Annotated in this window: 14 protein-coding genes and 1 tRNA gene; 3 read left to right on the plus strand and 12 right to left on the minus strand. The window is 61.5% G+C overall.

The window, feature by feature from the left end; genetic code table 11:
• Nucleotides 1-7 precede the first annotated feature (7 nt).
• From CNE_RS16275 to CNE_RS16285, 3 genes are read right to left on the minus strand one after another with little or no spacing between them, the layout of a single operon-like run.
• Nucleotides 8-583: a BREX protein BrxB domain-containing protein gene (locus CNE_RS16275; RefSeq protein ID WP_013958182.1), complete on the minus strand. Its 576-nt coding sequence runs from the start codon at nucleotides 581-583 to the stop codon at nucleotides 8-10.
• Nucleotides 564-1,352 carry a DUF1819 family protein gene (locus CNE_RS16280; RefSeq protein WP_013958183.1) on the minus strand — a complete coding sequence of 263 codons (789 nt, stop codon included), beginning with the start codon at nucleotides 1,350-1,352 and terminating at the stop codon, nucleotides 564-566. Before CNE_RS16280 ends, CNE_RS16275 begins: the two co-directional genes overlap by 20 nt.
• A 2-nt stretch (nucleotides 1,353-1,354) precedes the next feature.
• On the minus strand, nucleotides 1,355-1,951 hold the full coding sequence (locus CNE_RS16285) for a BrxE family protein (protein ID WP_013958184.1): 597 nt from the start codon (nucleotides 1,949-1,951) through the stop codon (nucleotides 1,355-1,357).
• 29 nt (nucleotides 1,952-1,980) lie between these two features.
• Here CNE_RS16285 and CNE_RS41015 point away from each other — a divergent pair, with 29 nt between their 5' ends.
• Nucleotides 1,981-2,232, plus strand: a complete 252-nt coding sequence (locus tag CNE_RS41015) for a hypothetical protein (RefSeq protein WP_013958185.1) — start codon at nucleotides 1,981-1,983, stop codon at nucleotides 2,230-2,232.
• Nucleotides 2,233-2,890: 658 nt separating this feature from the next.
• Here CNE_RS41015 and CNE_RS16290 read toward each other — a convergent pair.
• The 6 genes from CNE_RS16290 to petA form a co-directional block, all read right to left on the minus strand.
• Nucleotides 2,891-2,966: transfer RNA gene (locus CNE_RS16290), tRNA-Thr, on the minus strand.
• A 52-nt stretch (nucleotides 2,967-3,018) separates the two neighbouring features.
• A complete protein-coding gene (locus CNE_RS16295; RefSeq protein ID WP_013958186.1) occupies nucleotides 3,019-3,507 on the minus strand; it encodes a ClpXP protease specificity-enhancing factor in 489 nt (162 codons plus the stop codon).
• 57 nt (nucleotides 3,508-3,564) lie between these two features.
• Nucleotides 3,565-4,176 (minus strand): glutathione S-transferase N-terminal domain-containing protein, encoded by a 612-nt coding sequence (locus tag CNE_RS16300; protein ID WP_010812311.1) that lies wholly within the window; start codon nucleotides 4,174-4,176, stop codon nucleotides 3,565-3,567.
• 219 nt (nucleotides 4,177-4,395) lie between these two features.
• Nucleotides 4,396-5,139 carry a cytochrome c1 gene (locus CNE_RS16305; RefSeq protein WP_013958187.1) on the minus strand — a complete coding sequence of 248 codons (744 nt, stop codon included), beginning with the start codon at nucleotides 5,137-5,139 and terminating at the stop codon, nucleotides 4,396-4,398.
• 36 nt (nucleotides 5,140-5,175) lie between these two features.
• Nucleotides 5,176-6,579 (minus strand): cytochrome b, encoded by a 1,404-nt coding sequence (locus tag CNE_RS16310; protein ID WP_013958188.1) that lies wholly within the window; start codon nucleotides 6,577-6,579, stop codon nucleotides 5,176-5,178.
• A 2-nt stretch (nucleotides 6,580-6,581) separates the two neighbouring features.
• Nucleotides 6,582-7,199, minus strand: coding sequence for a ubiquinol-cytochrome c reductase iron-sulfur subunit (gene petA / locus CNE_RS16315; protein WP_013958189.1), 618 nt, complete (start codon nucleotides 7,197-7,199; stop codon nucleotides 6,582-6,584).
• A 214-nt stretch (nucleotides 7,200-7,413) separates the two neighbouring features.
• Here petA and mscL point away from each other — a divergent pair, with 214 nt between their 5' ends.
• Nucleotides 7,414-7,839: a large conductance mechanosensitive channel protein MscL gene (gene mscL / locus CNE_RS16320; protein ID WP_010812315.1), complete on the plus strand. Its 426-nt coding sequence runs from the start codon at nucleotides 7,414-7,416 to the stop codon at nucleotides 7,837-7,839.
• 72 nt (nucleotides 7,840-7,911) lie between these two features.
• Here the strand turns inward: mscL and CNE_RS16325 are convergent, their stop codons facing one another.
• Nucleotides 7,912-8,658, minus strand: a complete 747-nt coding sequence (locus CNE_RS16325) for a Nif3-like dinuclear metal center hexameric protein (protein ID WP_013958190.1) — start codon at nucleotides 8,656-8,658, stop codon at nucleotides 7,912-7,914.
• Between the two features lie 20 nt (nucleotides 8,659-8,678).
• Between CNE_RS16325 and CNE_RS16330 the strand changes: the two genes are divergently transcribed.
• Nucleotides 8,679-9,872 (plus strand): Do family serine endopeptidase, encoded by a 1,194-nt coding sequence (locus CNE_RS16330; protein WP_013958191.1) that lies wholly within the window; start codon nucleotides 8,679-8,681, stop codon nucleotides 9,870-9,872.
• Between the two features lie 466 nt (nucleotides 9,873-10,338).
• On the opposite strand, the gene CNE_RS16335 is transcribed toward CNE_RS16330, so the two are convergent.
• Together CNE_RS16335 and tatC are read right to left on the minus strand one after the other, a co-directional pair.
• A complete protein-coding gene (locus CNE_RS16335; protein WP_041228196.1) occupies nucleotides 10,339-11,457 on the minus strand; it encodes a porin in 1,119 nt (372 codons plus the stop codon).
• 244 nt (nucleotides 11,458-11,701) lie between these two features.
• Nucleotides 11,702-12,499, minus strand: coding sequence for a twin-arginine translocase subunit TatC (tatC, locus tag CNE_RS16340; RefSeq protein ID WP_013958193.1), 798 nt, complete (start codon nucleotides 12,497-12,499; stop codon nucleotides 11,702-11,704).
• Nucleotides 12,500-12,635 lie beyond the last annotated feature (136 nt).

The raw sequence follows: 12,635 nt of genomic DNA on the forward strand, positions 1-12,635 counted from the left end.
TGTCTGATCAGCCGCCGACATGGACTGAGCGATAGTTGCCGTCTTCCGGGTAGAAGCCCAGAAACTTCAGGCGCGTCTTGCCGGTTCGTACGCCGGGGTATAGAAAAATCGTCGGCACGTGAAACTTGCCGTGAAGCTGGCTTTCGATGGCTCCAATGCGCAGAAACGGATGCAGTGCCTCCAGGTCGGTCACCAATAGCAGCGCGTTCTGCTGGCCCTCTAGAGGTTGCAAGGTGTCCTCCAGCCGCTTCAATAGACCGTTATCCGCCGTCAAGATGTCTGCCAAGGCCTTGTTGGTGCGCGGCCAATCCAGTGGGGCAGACTTGTCTTCCATCACGCAGAGCGACCAGAATGGATCGTCCTTGAGTAGCGCCCAGATTTGTTCCGCAATGGAGAAGGTGTGCACGTTCCAGCCTTCTTGGTGGAGCTTGGCCACCCAGGCGGGCGTCTGTCGCTTCGCTTCGAGGATCTGGTCCGGAGAAAAGACGAGGTAGTAGATCGGCTCGAAGCTCGCATGGCCGAGCTCGCGCCCGTGCCGGATGCGCTCGCGCAGCTCGTCGAAGTCAGCTTTGAGTGAGGACATCGCAGAGCGCCTCCATGTCTTGTTGTTTCCAGCTGATCCGGATCACATCTCCCGCCGCTTGGACGATGAGCAATCCTTTCAGCGAAAGCCGCTTGATCTCTTCCAGCACGTCTTCGCGGGCCAGGCCAAACAGCTGCCAGTCTTCGTGCGTCAGCAGAGCGTTATCACCAACGCCGGCAAAGTGCAGCTCATAGGCGAGGTAAGCAGCGACGGAAGGTGAAATGCGCAACGGCAGGATGCGTCGGCTGGAACGCAGTCCGCGTTCGAGCATACCGTAATCCGCGCAGCATCCAGTCAGATAGGCGGAGACACGTCGGACGGTGGTCTCAGACCAGCGTTTGACAGTCTTGCTGTCATCGATGCCACGCTCGACAAAGGCGCGAGCGTCATCATTGGTGATCTGTGTGTATCCGCCAGCGTATCGAGTCCAGTAAACTTGGCGCACGAAGTCGCCAAGGATGGGATTGGCTCGGCTCGTATGCACGAACATGAGCTGCGTCAGGTCAGCCGTCGAAATCGTTGCGGACAGGCGTTTGAGGTGGGCAGCCGACGCGCCGCCCGCCACCAAATAGCGTGGAGCGAAGCATTCAACGACGATATTGCGAAGTCGGCGCGCCGTGACAGTCGGGAATCGACCCGATCCCAGTGCAACCTGATGCAGCTGATTCGCCGACATGCCCGGCGACCACAAGTCGAGCAAGGCTTTGGTCTCATTGACGAGTCCAAGGCCTGCTTGCAGCTGGGTCGTGTACGGCTTGTTCTTAGCCACGGCTACCCCACAAGATACGGATAGACTTTGGCGCTCTGCGAGAAAGCCGTAAGGTAGGCACTTGCGATCGCCTGCAAGGTAGCAGCGGAGTTGAGGTCCTTGATACACCCGACTGCAGTCGGCCCAACGCCAGAAGCGGTGCTGGTAGCGGCCAATCGCCTTAGTGCGTCCAATGTAGCCTCCTTGCCTTGAGCGGCCTGGCTGGCGAGCTCTTCGCCGAAACCACCCTGCACGATCACGTGAAGGTCCTGCTCTACTTCTTCCGGCAGCCGGAACAGGTGATAGCTGCCCACGTTCAAGTGCTCGTCGTGCAGTCGTCGGGCAGCCTCCAGGACACCGTGGTACTGAGCGAGTGTGGGTGTCTTAGCGAAGACTGGTTCAAGGAAAAGCCGGCTTGACGCACCGAAGAAAGCTGTCGGCCACCAGGCAAACTGGGCTCGCTCGCCAAGGTATCCAACAACAAGCCGCATCTGCAGCAGCGTCGATTGGTAGGATTCGTCCATTTCTTCTTTCACTGGTTGACCTTTTCTGTTGGCGCGTGAGCGCATAAGGCCGTACTTATTCGTCCGTTCCCACTCCCCCTGCATGCCGTCGGACATCTGTAGCCCGGGACCCGGCGCTGGGCGCGATGGCCAAGGCCGGTACTCATGTTCGCGCAAAGGCCACCGTCGACCAGCACGAAGAGAGCAACTTCCCATGCCGATTTTCCGCTCTTTCTTATTGCGATATCCGCGCTAGTTCTTTACCAAACATTCACCGCATCGGCAAGAACCTGAATGACGGGATGCAAGTTGCTCAATTTCATGATTCGGGAATTCTTGGCTTGTCCAAGTCAGCAGCCGTTACGAATCAACTGGCACGGATACCGGAACGACTGTGAGCGGATGGCCGCGAAGGGGCCGTTTTCCAAGTCAAGCCGGCAGGCCACAAATTCGGAGAGCTACTGGTCGGCGGATGTGCCGCCTGCCCATGGAGAGAGCCCGCTGGCCTCTCGCAGCGACAGCGCCGAAAGCGTTTGCTTCCTTTCGGCATTGGTGCATCGGCCGTTAGCACTGCGCCTTCGTGCCCCCAAGAAACTTGGGGCTCACGGGTCGACCACAACTTCTTTGTACCGAGGATTGCCTCTAGGTCAGGAGTATCCACTCAGCATCACGCGCCCAACGAACACAGTACGATGCATCAACTCTATCTTGGTTGGTACCGCGATAGTTGCATCTGTAACTAAGTGGATTTTCTGTCGGAAATTCTGTGGGGCAGCCTGAATGGTCCCTCCCCCCCCTTTTTCAATATGCCCCCCCGGGGGGCGGCTCTTTGGGGAAGAAATTCCTTTGGCGCCGCAACCTGAGGCGGCTGGGGGGCAGTCGGGAGGGCCTCTGAGAAACAATGGCCTGGGCCCAAAATTCGTCACCCCGCGAGTTACGCACCGCCACAACCGGTACACGGGGGGCCGAGTCCGAAATATCGGTTACACACTGGTTACACGAGGCGCGCAATAAAAACGGGGTTACGTGGACTTCCACGTAACCCCTTGATTCCATTGGTGCCGGCTGCAGGACTCGAACCCGCCACCTGATGATTACAAATCAACTGCTCTACCTGATGAGCTAAGCCGGCATATCTGGTGCAGACCGCGATTCTACTGCATTGCGGTCCGCTTTGGGGTGGCTTACTTCACCACTTTCAGTGCGGGCTTCTTGCTGCCGATGCGGGGCACCGGGGGCGGCGTGTCGTCGTCGCCGGGGCCGGTGTCGGCGGTGCTTGCCGAGGTCTCGGCTTCCACCGGGGCCAGCTTGGGCGGCGGGTTGTTTTCGCGCTCGGTGGCGGCCTGGGTTTCCGGCAGGCTGCGTTCGACCGGGAAGGCCATGCCCTGCCCGTTCTCACGGGCGTAGATGGCCAGCACGTTCTCGACAGGGACGTCGATCTTGCGCGAAACGCCGCCGAAGCGTGCGCTGAAGGCGATCCACTCGTTGCCCATATCCAGGCCGCTGGTGGCGTCGAAGCTGACGTTGAGCACGATCTCGTTGTTCTTGACGAACTCGCGCGGCACGCTGGTGTTGGCGTCGACGAAGACGGCGATGTACGGCGTGAAGCCGTTGTCCGTGCACCATTCATAGATGGCGCGGATCAGGTAGGGCTTGGTGGAGGTTTCAGGCATTGTGCTTCCAATGGCGCCGTGGTGGCCCGAGGGCGGATGCTTTCGGGCCGGTGCCGGTTAGCGGCGCATCACCTTCTCGGACGGGGTGAGCGCTTCGATGTACGCGGGACGGCTGAAAATGCGTTCAGCATACTTCAGCAGCGGCGCGGCGTTCTTCGACAGCTCAATGCCGTAGTGGTCCAGGCGCCACAGCAGCGGCGCGATGGCGACGTCGAGCATCGAGAACTCTTCGCCCAGCATGTACTTGTTCTTGACGAAGATCGGCGCAAGCTGCGTCAGGCGGTCGCGGATCGCGGCGCGGGCGCGTTCGTGGTTCTTCTCCGCGGCCTTGCCCTTTTCGTTTTCCAGCGTGTAGACGTGGGTGAACAGTTCCTTTTCGAAGTTGAACAGGAACAGGCGGGCGCGGGCACGCTGCACCGGGTCAGCCGGCATCAGCTGCGGGTGCGGGAAGCGCTCATCGATGTATTCGTTGATGATGTTCGACTCATACAGAATGAGGTCGCGCTCGACCAGGATGGGGACCTGGCCGTACGGGTTCATCACCGAAATATCTTCGGGCTTGTTGAACAGGTCGACGTCGCGGATTTCAAAATCCATGCCCTTTTCAAACAGGACAAGGCGGCAACGTTGGGAAAACGGGCAAGTCGTACCCGAATACAACACCATCATGGTTGGATTCCTTGGGCTTAGCCGAAGCAGGGTCGGACAGTAAGGTCTGACATTCTGCCAAAGTCGGCCACCAGAAAGCAAATTAGTGGCAAATAGCGCACTTTACTGGTGCGCTTCTGCAGGCTTTCCAAGAGAAAAAGCCAGGGGCGGTGCTGCTTTCGCAGCGGCCACCCCTGGCCTTTGTCCTGTCCGGGCCCGGATTCGGGCCCCTGGCATGCCTTACTTCACGTCTTTCCAGTACGCGGCGTTGAGGCGCCAGGCAAAGACGGTGAACACGCCCAGGAACAGCAGCACCCAGACGCCCAGGCGCTTGCGGTGATTCTGCGCGGGCTCGGCCATCCAGTCCAGGAAGCCGACCAGGTCGGCGGTGGCCTGGTCGTACTCGACCTTGCTCAGCTTGCCCTGGCTCAATTGCTCGAAGCCGGCGAACTTGTGCACCTTCTCGCCGTGCTCTTCCACTTCCGTGAACTTGGCGGCGCGCTGGCCCTGCAGTTCCCACAGCACGTGCGGCATGCCGACGCTCGGGAACACCAGGTTGTTCCAGCCGGTGGCGCGGCTGTCGTCACGGTAGAACGTGCGCAGGTAGGTGTAGAGCCAGTCGTCGCCGCGGGCGCGGGCGATCACCGACAGGTCCGGCGGCTGCGCACCGAAGAAGGCCTTGGCTTCCTTCGGCTGCATGGCGATGGTCATGGTCTCGCCGACCTTGTCCGCGCTGAACAGCAGGTTTTCGCGGATCTGGTCGTCGGTCAGGCCGATGTCCTTGAGCCGGTTGTAACGCATCATCGATGCGCCGTGACAGTTCAGGCAGTAGTTGACGAACACCTTGGCGCCGCGCTGCAGCGACGACAGGTCAGCAGTGTTCACCGGTGCCGGCTCAAGGGGGAAGCCCCCCTCGGATGCCATGGCAGGCGCGCCGGCAAAGCAGGCGCCGGCCAGCGCGAGGATCGAAAGCAGCTTTTTCATCTTGTGTCCTTGTGCTCTTGTCGGGGTTCGCTTCGCTCAGTGCGGGTGGAACGTGACACGCTCCGGGACCGGCTTGAACTCGCCGACACGGCTCCACAGCGGCATGGTCAGGAAGAAGGCAAAGTACAGCAGCGTACCGAGCTGCGACACCTTCTCACCGACCGGCGACGGCGGTTGCACGCCAAGATAGCCGAGCACCAGGAACACCACCACGAAGACGGTCAGGATGGTCTTGTGGAAGGCAGGACGATAGCGGATGGACTTGACCGGCGAGCAGTCCAGCCACGGCAGGAAGAACAGGATCACCACCGAGCCGCCCATCACCAGCACGCCCCAGAACTTGGCGTCGATGAAGTAGAAGCCCACGGCCAGGATCACCGCGATGGCGATCGCGCCGACCTTGATGCGTGCGTCCTTGCTGCGCAGGAACACCATGCCGAGCAGCAGCGCGAAGAACACCCACAGGATCGGCAGGAAGTTCGACGTGGTGGCGCGCAGCATCGAGTAGAACGGCGTGAAGTACCACACCGGCGCGATATGCGGCGGGGTCTTCAGCGGGTCAGCCGGGAAGAAGTTGTTGTGTTCCAGGAAATAGCCGCCCACTTCCGGGAAGAAGAAGATCACGGCCGAGAAGAGCAGCAGGAAGCCGGCAACGCCCAGCGTGTCGTGCACCGAGTAGTAGGGGTGGAACGGGATGCCGTCCAGCGGGATGCCCTTCTCATCCTTCTTGGCCTTGATCTCGACGCCGTCCGGGTTGTTCGAACCGACTTCGTGCAGCGCGATGATGTGGGCAATGACCAGGCCCAGCAGCACCAGCGGCACGGCGATGACGTGGAACGAGAAGAAGCGGTTCAGCGTTGCATCGCTCACCACGTAGTCACCACGGATGAACAGCGACAGGTCCTGGCCGATCACGGGAATCGCCGAGAACAGGTTCACGATCACCTGGGCGCCCCAGTACGACATCTGGCCCCATGGCAGCAGGTAGCCCATGAAGGCTTCCGCCATCAGGCACAGGAAGATCAGGCAGCCGAAGATCCAGACCAGCTCGCGCGGCTTGCGGTACGAACCGTACAGCAGGCCCCGGAACATATGCAGGTAGACCACGACGAAGAAGGCCGAGGCGCCGGTCGAGTGCATGTAGCGCACCAGCCAGCCCCAGGGGACTTCGCGCATGATGTATTCCACGCTGGCGAAGGCCACGGGAATGCCGGCGGCGTTCAGCGTGGCGTCGGGCTTGTAGTTCATCACCAGGAAGATGCCGGTGACGATCTGGATCACCAGCACCAGCAGCGCCAGCGAACCGAAGAAGTACCAGAAGTTGAAGTTCTTCGGCGCGTAGTACTTGGAGAGGTGGTCTTCCCACAGTTGGGTTGCGGGGAAGCGGGCGTCGATCCAGCCCAGCAGGCCGGTCGTCTTGACTTGTTTTTCGGCCGCCATGATCAGGCTTCTCCTTTCTCGTCCTTGCCGATCACGATCTTGCTGTCGGTCAGGAACTGGTAGGGGGGAACATCGAGATTCTGCGGAGCCGGCTTGTTCTTGAAGACGCGCCCGGCGAGGTCGAAGGTCGACCCGTGGCAGGGGCAAAGGAAACCGGGATCAGTGCCGAGCTGAGAATTGGCACCGGGGCCGAAGGGGCCCGAAGGCGAGCAGCCCAGGTGGGAACAGATACCCACCACGACCAGGACGTCCTTGTGGTCTGCGCGCGAACGGGTTTCGTTCTTGCAGTACTCAGGCGTTTTCATGGTGAATGGCACGTCGGAATTGGGATCGGCTACCTCGCCGTCCGTCTTCTTCAGCGACGCCAGTTGTTCGTCCGTGCGCCGCATGATCCAGACCGGCTTGCCGCGCCATTCGACAGTCATCATCTCGCCTGGCTTCAGCGCGCCAATATCCGCCTCGACTGGAGCACCCGCGGCTTTGGCCTTCTCCGATGGTGCAAAAGTACTGACGAAAGGAACCGCTACCGCTACGCCTCCGACGCCGCCAGCGACGGATGTCGCGATCAACCAATTGCGGCGACCTTTATCCACGCTCTTCACGTCTTGCTGGTCACTCATTCCAAACCCCAGGGGAAGTCAATTTAGATTTTGCGTCAACCATAAAGTGTACCTTAGACACCAGCGCACTAGATAGGCAGAAAATGCCACGGCCATGCGCGATTATCGGACGTGCAACCCGGAAAGCGGCTTCGGTGCTTGCTTTCCGGTGAGTGATGCGGCAGGCTTCGAGCTTGAAACCGTTCATCGCTAGTGACAAGAAGGAGAACCCCCCATGGGCATGATCTCGGAATTCAGAACCTTCGCCGTACGCGGTAACGTGATCGACCTTGCGGTCGGTGTGATCATCGGCGCGGCATTCGGCAAGATCGTGGATTCAGTGGTCAACGACCTGATCATGCCGTTGGTGGGCCGCGTGATCGGCAAGCTGGACTTCTCCAGTATGTTCATCGTGCTGGCGGATCCCCCACCGGGAACACCCACTACGCTCGATGCCCTGAAGAAGGCCGGCGTGCCCGTCTTTGCCTACGGCAATTTCCTGACCATCGTTGTCAACTTCCTGATCCTGGCCTTCATCATCTTCCTGATGGTGCGTGCCTTTAACAGGATGCGCGCCGCGGAACCGGAAGCAGCGCCCGCCGCACCGCCTGAGGAAGTCGTGTTGCTTCGTGAAATCCGCGACAGCCTGAAGACCCGCTGATTGGTGCGCCATATGCGCGCCGAACCCGGAAGATAAAACGGCCCCGATGGGGCCGTTTTGTTTTGCGTCAGATCAGACGGGATTAGGAATATCGATAAACGTGTGGCGCAGGCCAAAGCGTTCGGCCACATGCTCGCCAAGCGAGCGGATGCCGTAGCGCTCGGTGGCGTGATGACCGGCGGCAAGATACGCCACGCCGCTTTCGCGCGCCAGGTGCGTGGTCTGCTCCGAGACTTCGCCGCTCAGATAGGCATCGACACCCGCGGCCACCGCGGCATCGAAATAACCTTGCGCCCCGCCCGTGCACCAGCCGACGGTGCGGATCATCTGGTCCGGCTCGCCGATGGCCAGCGGCTCGCGCCCCAGCACGCCACCAACGTGCGCGGCCAGCGCAGAGAGCGGCATCGGCGCGGGCAGCGTGCCGGTCCAGCCGAGCTGGTCGTCGCTGAAGCGGCCGGTCGGCGTAAAGCCGAGCTGCAGGCCGAGCTGGGCGTTGTTGCCGAACTCAGGGTGGTTGTCCAGGGGCAGGTGGAAGGCGAACAAGTTGACGTCCGCGCCCAGCAGGCGCTTCAGACGCGCGTGCTTCTGCCCGACCACGCGCGCATCTTCGTTTTTCCAGAAGTAGCCGTGATGGACGAGGATGGCGTCGGCCCCCGCTTCGATCGCGGCATCGACCAATGCCAGGCTTGCCGTCACTCCCGTCACGACGTGTGTGACTTCCGAGCGACCTTGCACTTGCAGCCCGTTGGGACAATAGTCCTTGTAGCGGGAAACTTCCAACAGGTCGTTCAAGTACAATTCAAGCTCTTTTGTTTTCATTTTCTGCTCAAAACTCCAATATGTTGCGGCGCTTTTGGCTGTTCTTTGCCCAGGCTGTCACCGTCGTGCTGGCGGTCTGGTTCGTCGTGGCAACGCTCAAGCCTGATTGGCTGCAGAGGGGGCGCGTCGCGGTCCAGTCCGGTTCGCCCATCGTGGCGCTCAAGGAAGTCGTGCCCAACGTGTCCGGTCCTGCGGCCGAAGGGTCTTACAGCGAAGCCGCCCAGGTGGCCATGCCGGCGGTGGTCAATATCTTTACCAGCAAGAACGGCAACAAGCGCTCGCCCAACCCGCAGGCCGAGGATCCGTGGTTCCGCTTCTTCTTTGGCGACCGCCTGCCTGAGCGGCAGGAGCCGGTCTCCAGCCTGGGGTCTGGCGTCATTGTCAGCGCCGAGGGTTACATTCTAACCAACCACCACGTAGTCGACGGCGCCGATGAAATCGAGATCGCGCTGACCGACGGCCGCAAGGCCAACGCCAAGGTGGTGGGCTCCGACCCGGAAACCGACCTGGCCGTGCTCAAGGTGACGCTCAAGGACCTGCCCGCGATCACGCTGGGCCGGCTTGAGAACGTGAAGGTCGGCGACGTGGTGCTAGCCATCGGCAACCCGTTCGGCGTCGGCCAGACGGTGACGATGGGCATTGTCTCGGCGCTGGGCCGCAGCCACCTGGGCATCAATACCTTCGAGAACTTCATCCAGACCGATGCGGCCATCAACCCGGGCAACTCGGGTGGCGCGCTGGTGGATGCGCAGGGCAACCTGCTGGGCATCAATACGGCGATCTACTCGCGTTCGGGCGGCTCGCTGGGGATCGGCTTTGCCATTCCCGTGTCGACCGCCAAGCAGGTGATGGAATCGATCATCTCCACCGGCAGCGTGACGCGCGGCTGGATCGGGGTCGAGCCGCAGGACATGACGCCCGAGATCGCCGAATCGTTCGGCCTCGATGCCAAGGAAGGCGCACTGATCGCCGCAGTGGTCCAGGGCGGGCCGGCCGACAAGGCAGGCGTGAAGCCCGGCGATGTGCTGACCAAGGTGGATGGCTTGTCGATCACGGACACGACCGCGCTGCTCAATGCGATTGCCCAGCTCAAGCCAGGCGTGGACATCAAGATGACCGTGATCCGCCGCGGCAAGGCAACGGACCTGACGGTGACGATCGGCAAACGGCCTCCGCCGCCGCGCCGCGCACTGCCGTTTGAAGAGGAAGAGTGAGGCTCGGCACGACACGGGCCTGAAGAAAGAACCCCGCCGCCTTGGCGGGGTTTTTTGTGCCCGGTGGCCAGGCAGCCCGCCGCGTCACGGTAATGCGACGGGAAACAATGGACCTGAGCGGCAGACACCGCGCCTCGATGGCATGGCGGCGCACATCAATGCCCGTGAGGGTCGTAGGCAGGGCAGCCCCTCGAATCCTGTCCACGTGCTGGCGGGCCGCAATCCGCGCCGGCAACGCCTTCCCGATCGTCAGCAAGACGAAGCAGAATTCCCTGCGCGCCGCGAGCCACCCGCTCCCCCTCCCTGCCCGGCTGCCGATGCGCAACATGACACGCGAAGCACGGCAACATGCACAACCCGGCCTGTGCCTGCTCTTGGCAGCCCCACAAGACAAGAGGCCGGCATCCTTACGGATGCCGGCCTCTTGGTTCAAGCCAATCCTAAGCGAGCTTACGCTCGCGTCAGATTAGAACTTGTGGCGCAGACCAACCACGGCGCCGAACTGGTTGTCACCTTCGCCGCTGGCGTTGGTGCTAACCTTGCCGAAGCCGTCCAGGCCCAGGTTGGAGTTGTTCTTGTTCAGAACGTAACCCAGGCTCAGGTAGGCATCGGTACGCTTCGAGAAAGCGTAGTCAGCCGAAGCCACGAAGCTCCACGGATCGCCCTTCTGGCCGCGGAAGTCTTGGTAGTAAGCAGCGCCGGTCAGCGACAGAGCCGGGGTCACTTGGTAGCCAACGCCCAGCCAGTACAGGTTCGACGATGCCTTGGCACCGGTGATAGCCTGGATGTTCTGGCCCTGGAACGGCAGCGCGCCCAGATCCACACCCTTTGCCCAACGGTAGCCAGCGTAGACCTTAGCCGGGCCGAAGCCGTACGAGCCAGCCACCGAAGCGCGGCGGATCGTAGCGTCCGGGTTCACGACCGTGCCCACGGCGTTTGCCGAAGCCAGGTTGACTTCGTCATAGGCAGCACCGACCGCGAACGGACCAGCAGCGTAGGTCAGGTTCGCGCCGAATTCACGGCCGAGCTTGGCCGAACCCGGGACTTCGCCCAAGGCGCCGGCACCGGTGTTTGCACCGGCGCTGTACAGGGCGCTGGCGGTCAGGCCGCCGAACGTGCCGATGTACTTGACCGAGTTGTCAGCACGGCTGGCGAAAGCGGCGTCCTGAGCGGTGATCGAGTACTTGTTCGAAATGGCCATCGGGTCGAACTGCAGACCGAAGTCATAGAACGGGGTCTGGTGACGACCCAGGCTCAGCTGGCCATATTGGCTAGCCAGACCGACGTAGGCTTGGCGGCCGAACAGGCGGTTGTCGTTACCCGACTTGCCGTCGTCCAGGTTGAAACCGCTTTCCAGCACGAAGACGCCCTTCAGGCCGCCGCCCAGGTCTTCCACGCCACGCAGGCCCCAACGGCTGCCCGACAGGTTACCCGAGGTCATGCGAACCACGTCGTGGCCATTCGGTTGGTTTTGCTGGTATTCGATACCGGCATCGACCACGCCGTACAGGGTTACGCTCGATTGGGCATAGGCGCCACCAGCGGCCAGAGCGGCGACGGCAGCAGCAAACAGTTTCATCTTCATATCGACACTTTCCTTGTCAACTGATTGGGAAATCTTGGTTGCCCAAGTACTTGGGCGACGCATTAACGTTCACGTCTGTTGCGTATTATGTGCCAGCCCCCCCGGCCGTCAGAAGGCTTTTTCGGCGTAAACCATGCCCACTGGCGGTTTTTGTTGTCGGGGAGCAACAGGAATGGGTAGAAAAATCCCCGTTTTGGTGCAAAACAGGGATGGCAGGCCGACAAGATCTCCTACCTCAGCCGAATTAGTCCGGCTGCGTTTCCCCTGAAGCGGTGGCTTCAGGTGCCGGGCGGCCCACAAAGCGCGCCAGCAGTAGTCCCAGTTCATAAAGCGCCACCAGCGGCACGGCCAGCAGCAGCTGCGACAGCACATCGGGCGGGGTCACGATGGCCGCGATGATGAACGCCCCCACGATCACATAGGGGCGGATCTGCTTGAGCTTTTCCAGTTCCACCACGCCAAAGCGCACCAGCACGATCACCACCACCGGCACTTCGAAGGTAATGCCGAAGGCCAGGAAGGTGGTCATGGCAAAGCTGAGGTACTTGTCGATGTCGGTCGACATCTCCGCCCCCAGCGGGGCGTTGTAGTTCGCCATGAAATGGAACACCGTGGGGAACACCAGGAAATACGCGAACGCCACGCCGCACAGGAACAGGAAATAGCTGCTCGATACCAGCGGCAGGATCAGGCGCTTCTCATGCTGGTACAGGCCGGGCGCGACAAACTGCCAGATCTGGTACAGCACCCACGGCAGTGCGATCAGGAAGGCCACCAGCAAGGTGACTTTCATCGGCACGAAGAACGAGCCGGTGACGTCGGTCACGATCATCTTGCCGCCCTTGGGCAGCGACTCCATCAGCGGCGCGGCAAACAGGTTGAAGATGAGCGGCGCCCAGTAGACCAGGCTGACGAAGACCAGGATGATGCCGGCCACCGCCTTGACCAGGCGTTGGCGCAGCTCGACCAGGTGGGAAATAAAGGTTTCCTGCTGCGACTCGTCTTGCGGGTCTTGGGGATCTGGGGACCGGGTGTCGCTCATGGCGTGAACCGCTCAGCCGCGGGGGCTAGCAAGGTGGATCGATGGGGCCGCAACGCGGCGGCGCGCGAGTGCGACCAGGACTGCGGCCACGACGGCAGCGGCCGGAACGACGGCCGGCAAGGTGTTGCCGCGGCGC

Source organism: Cupriavidus necator N-1 (assembly GCF_000219215.1).
Lineage (GTDB): Bacteria > Pseudomonadota > Gammaproteobacteria > Burkholderiales > Burkholderiaceae > Cupriavidus > Cupriavidus necator.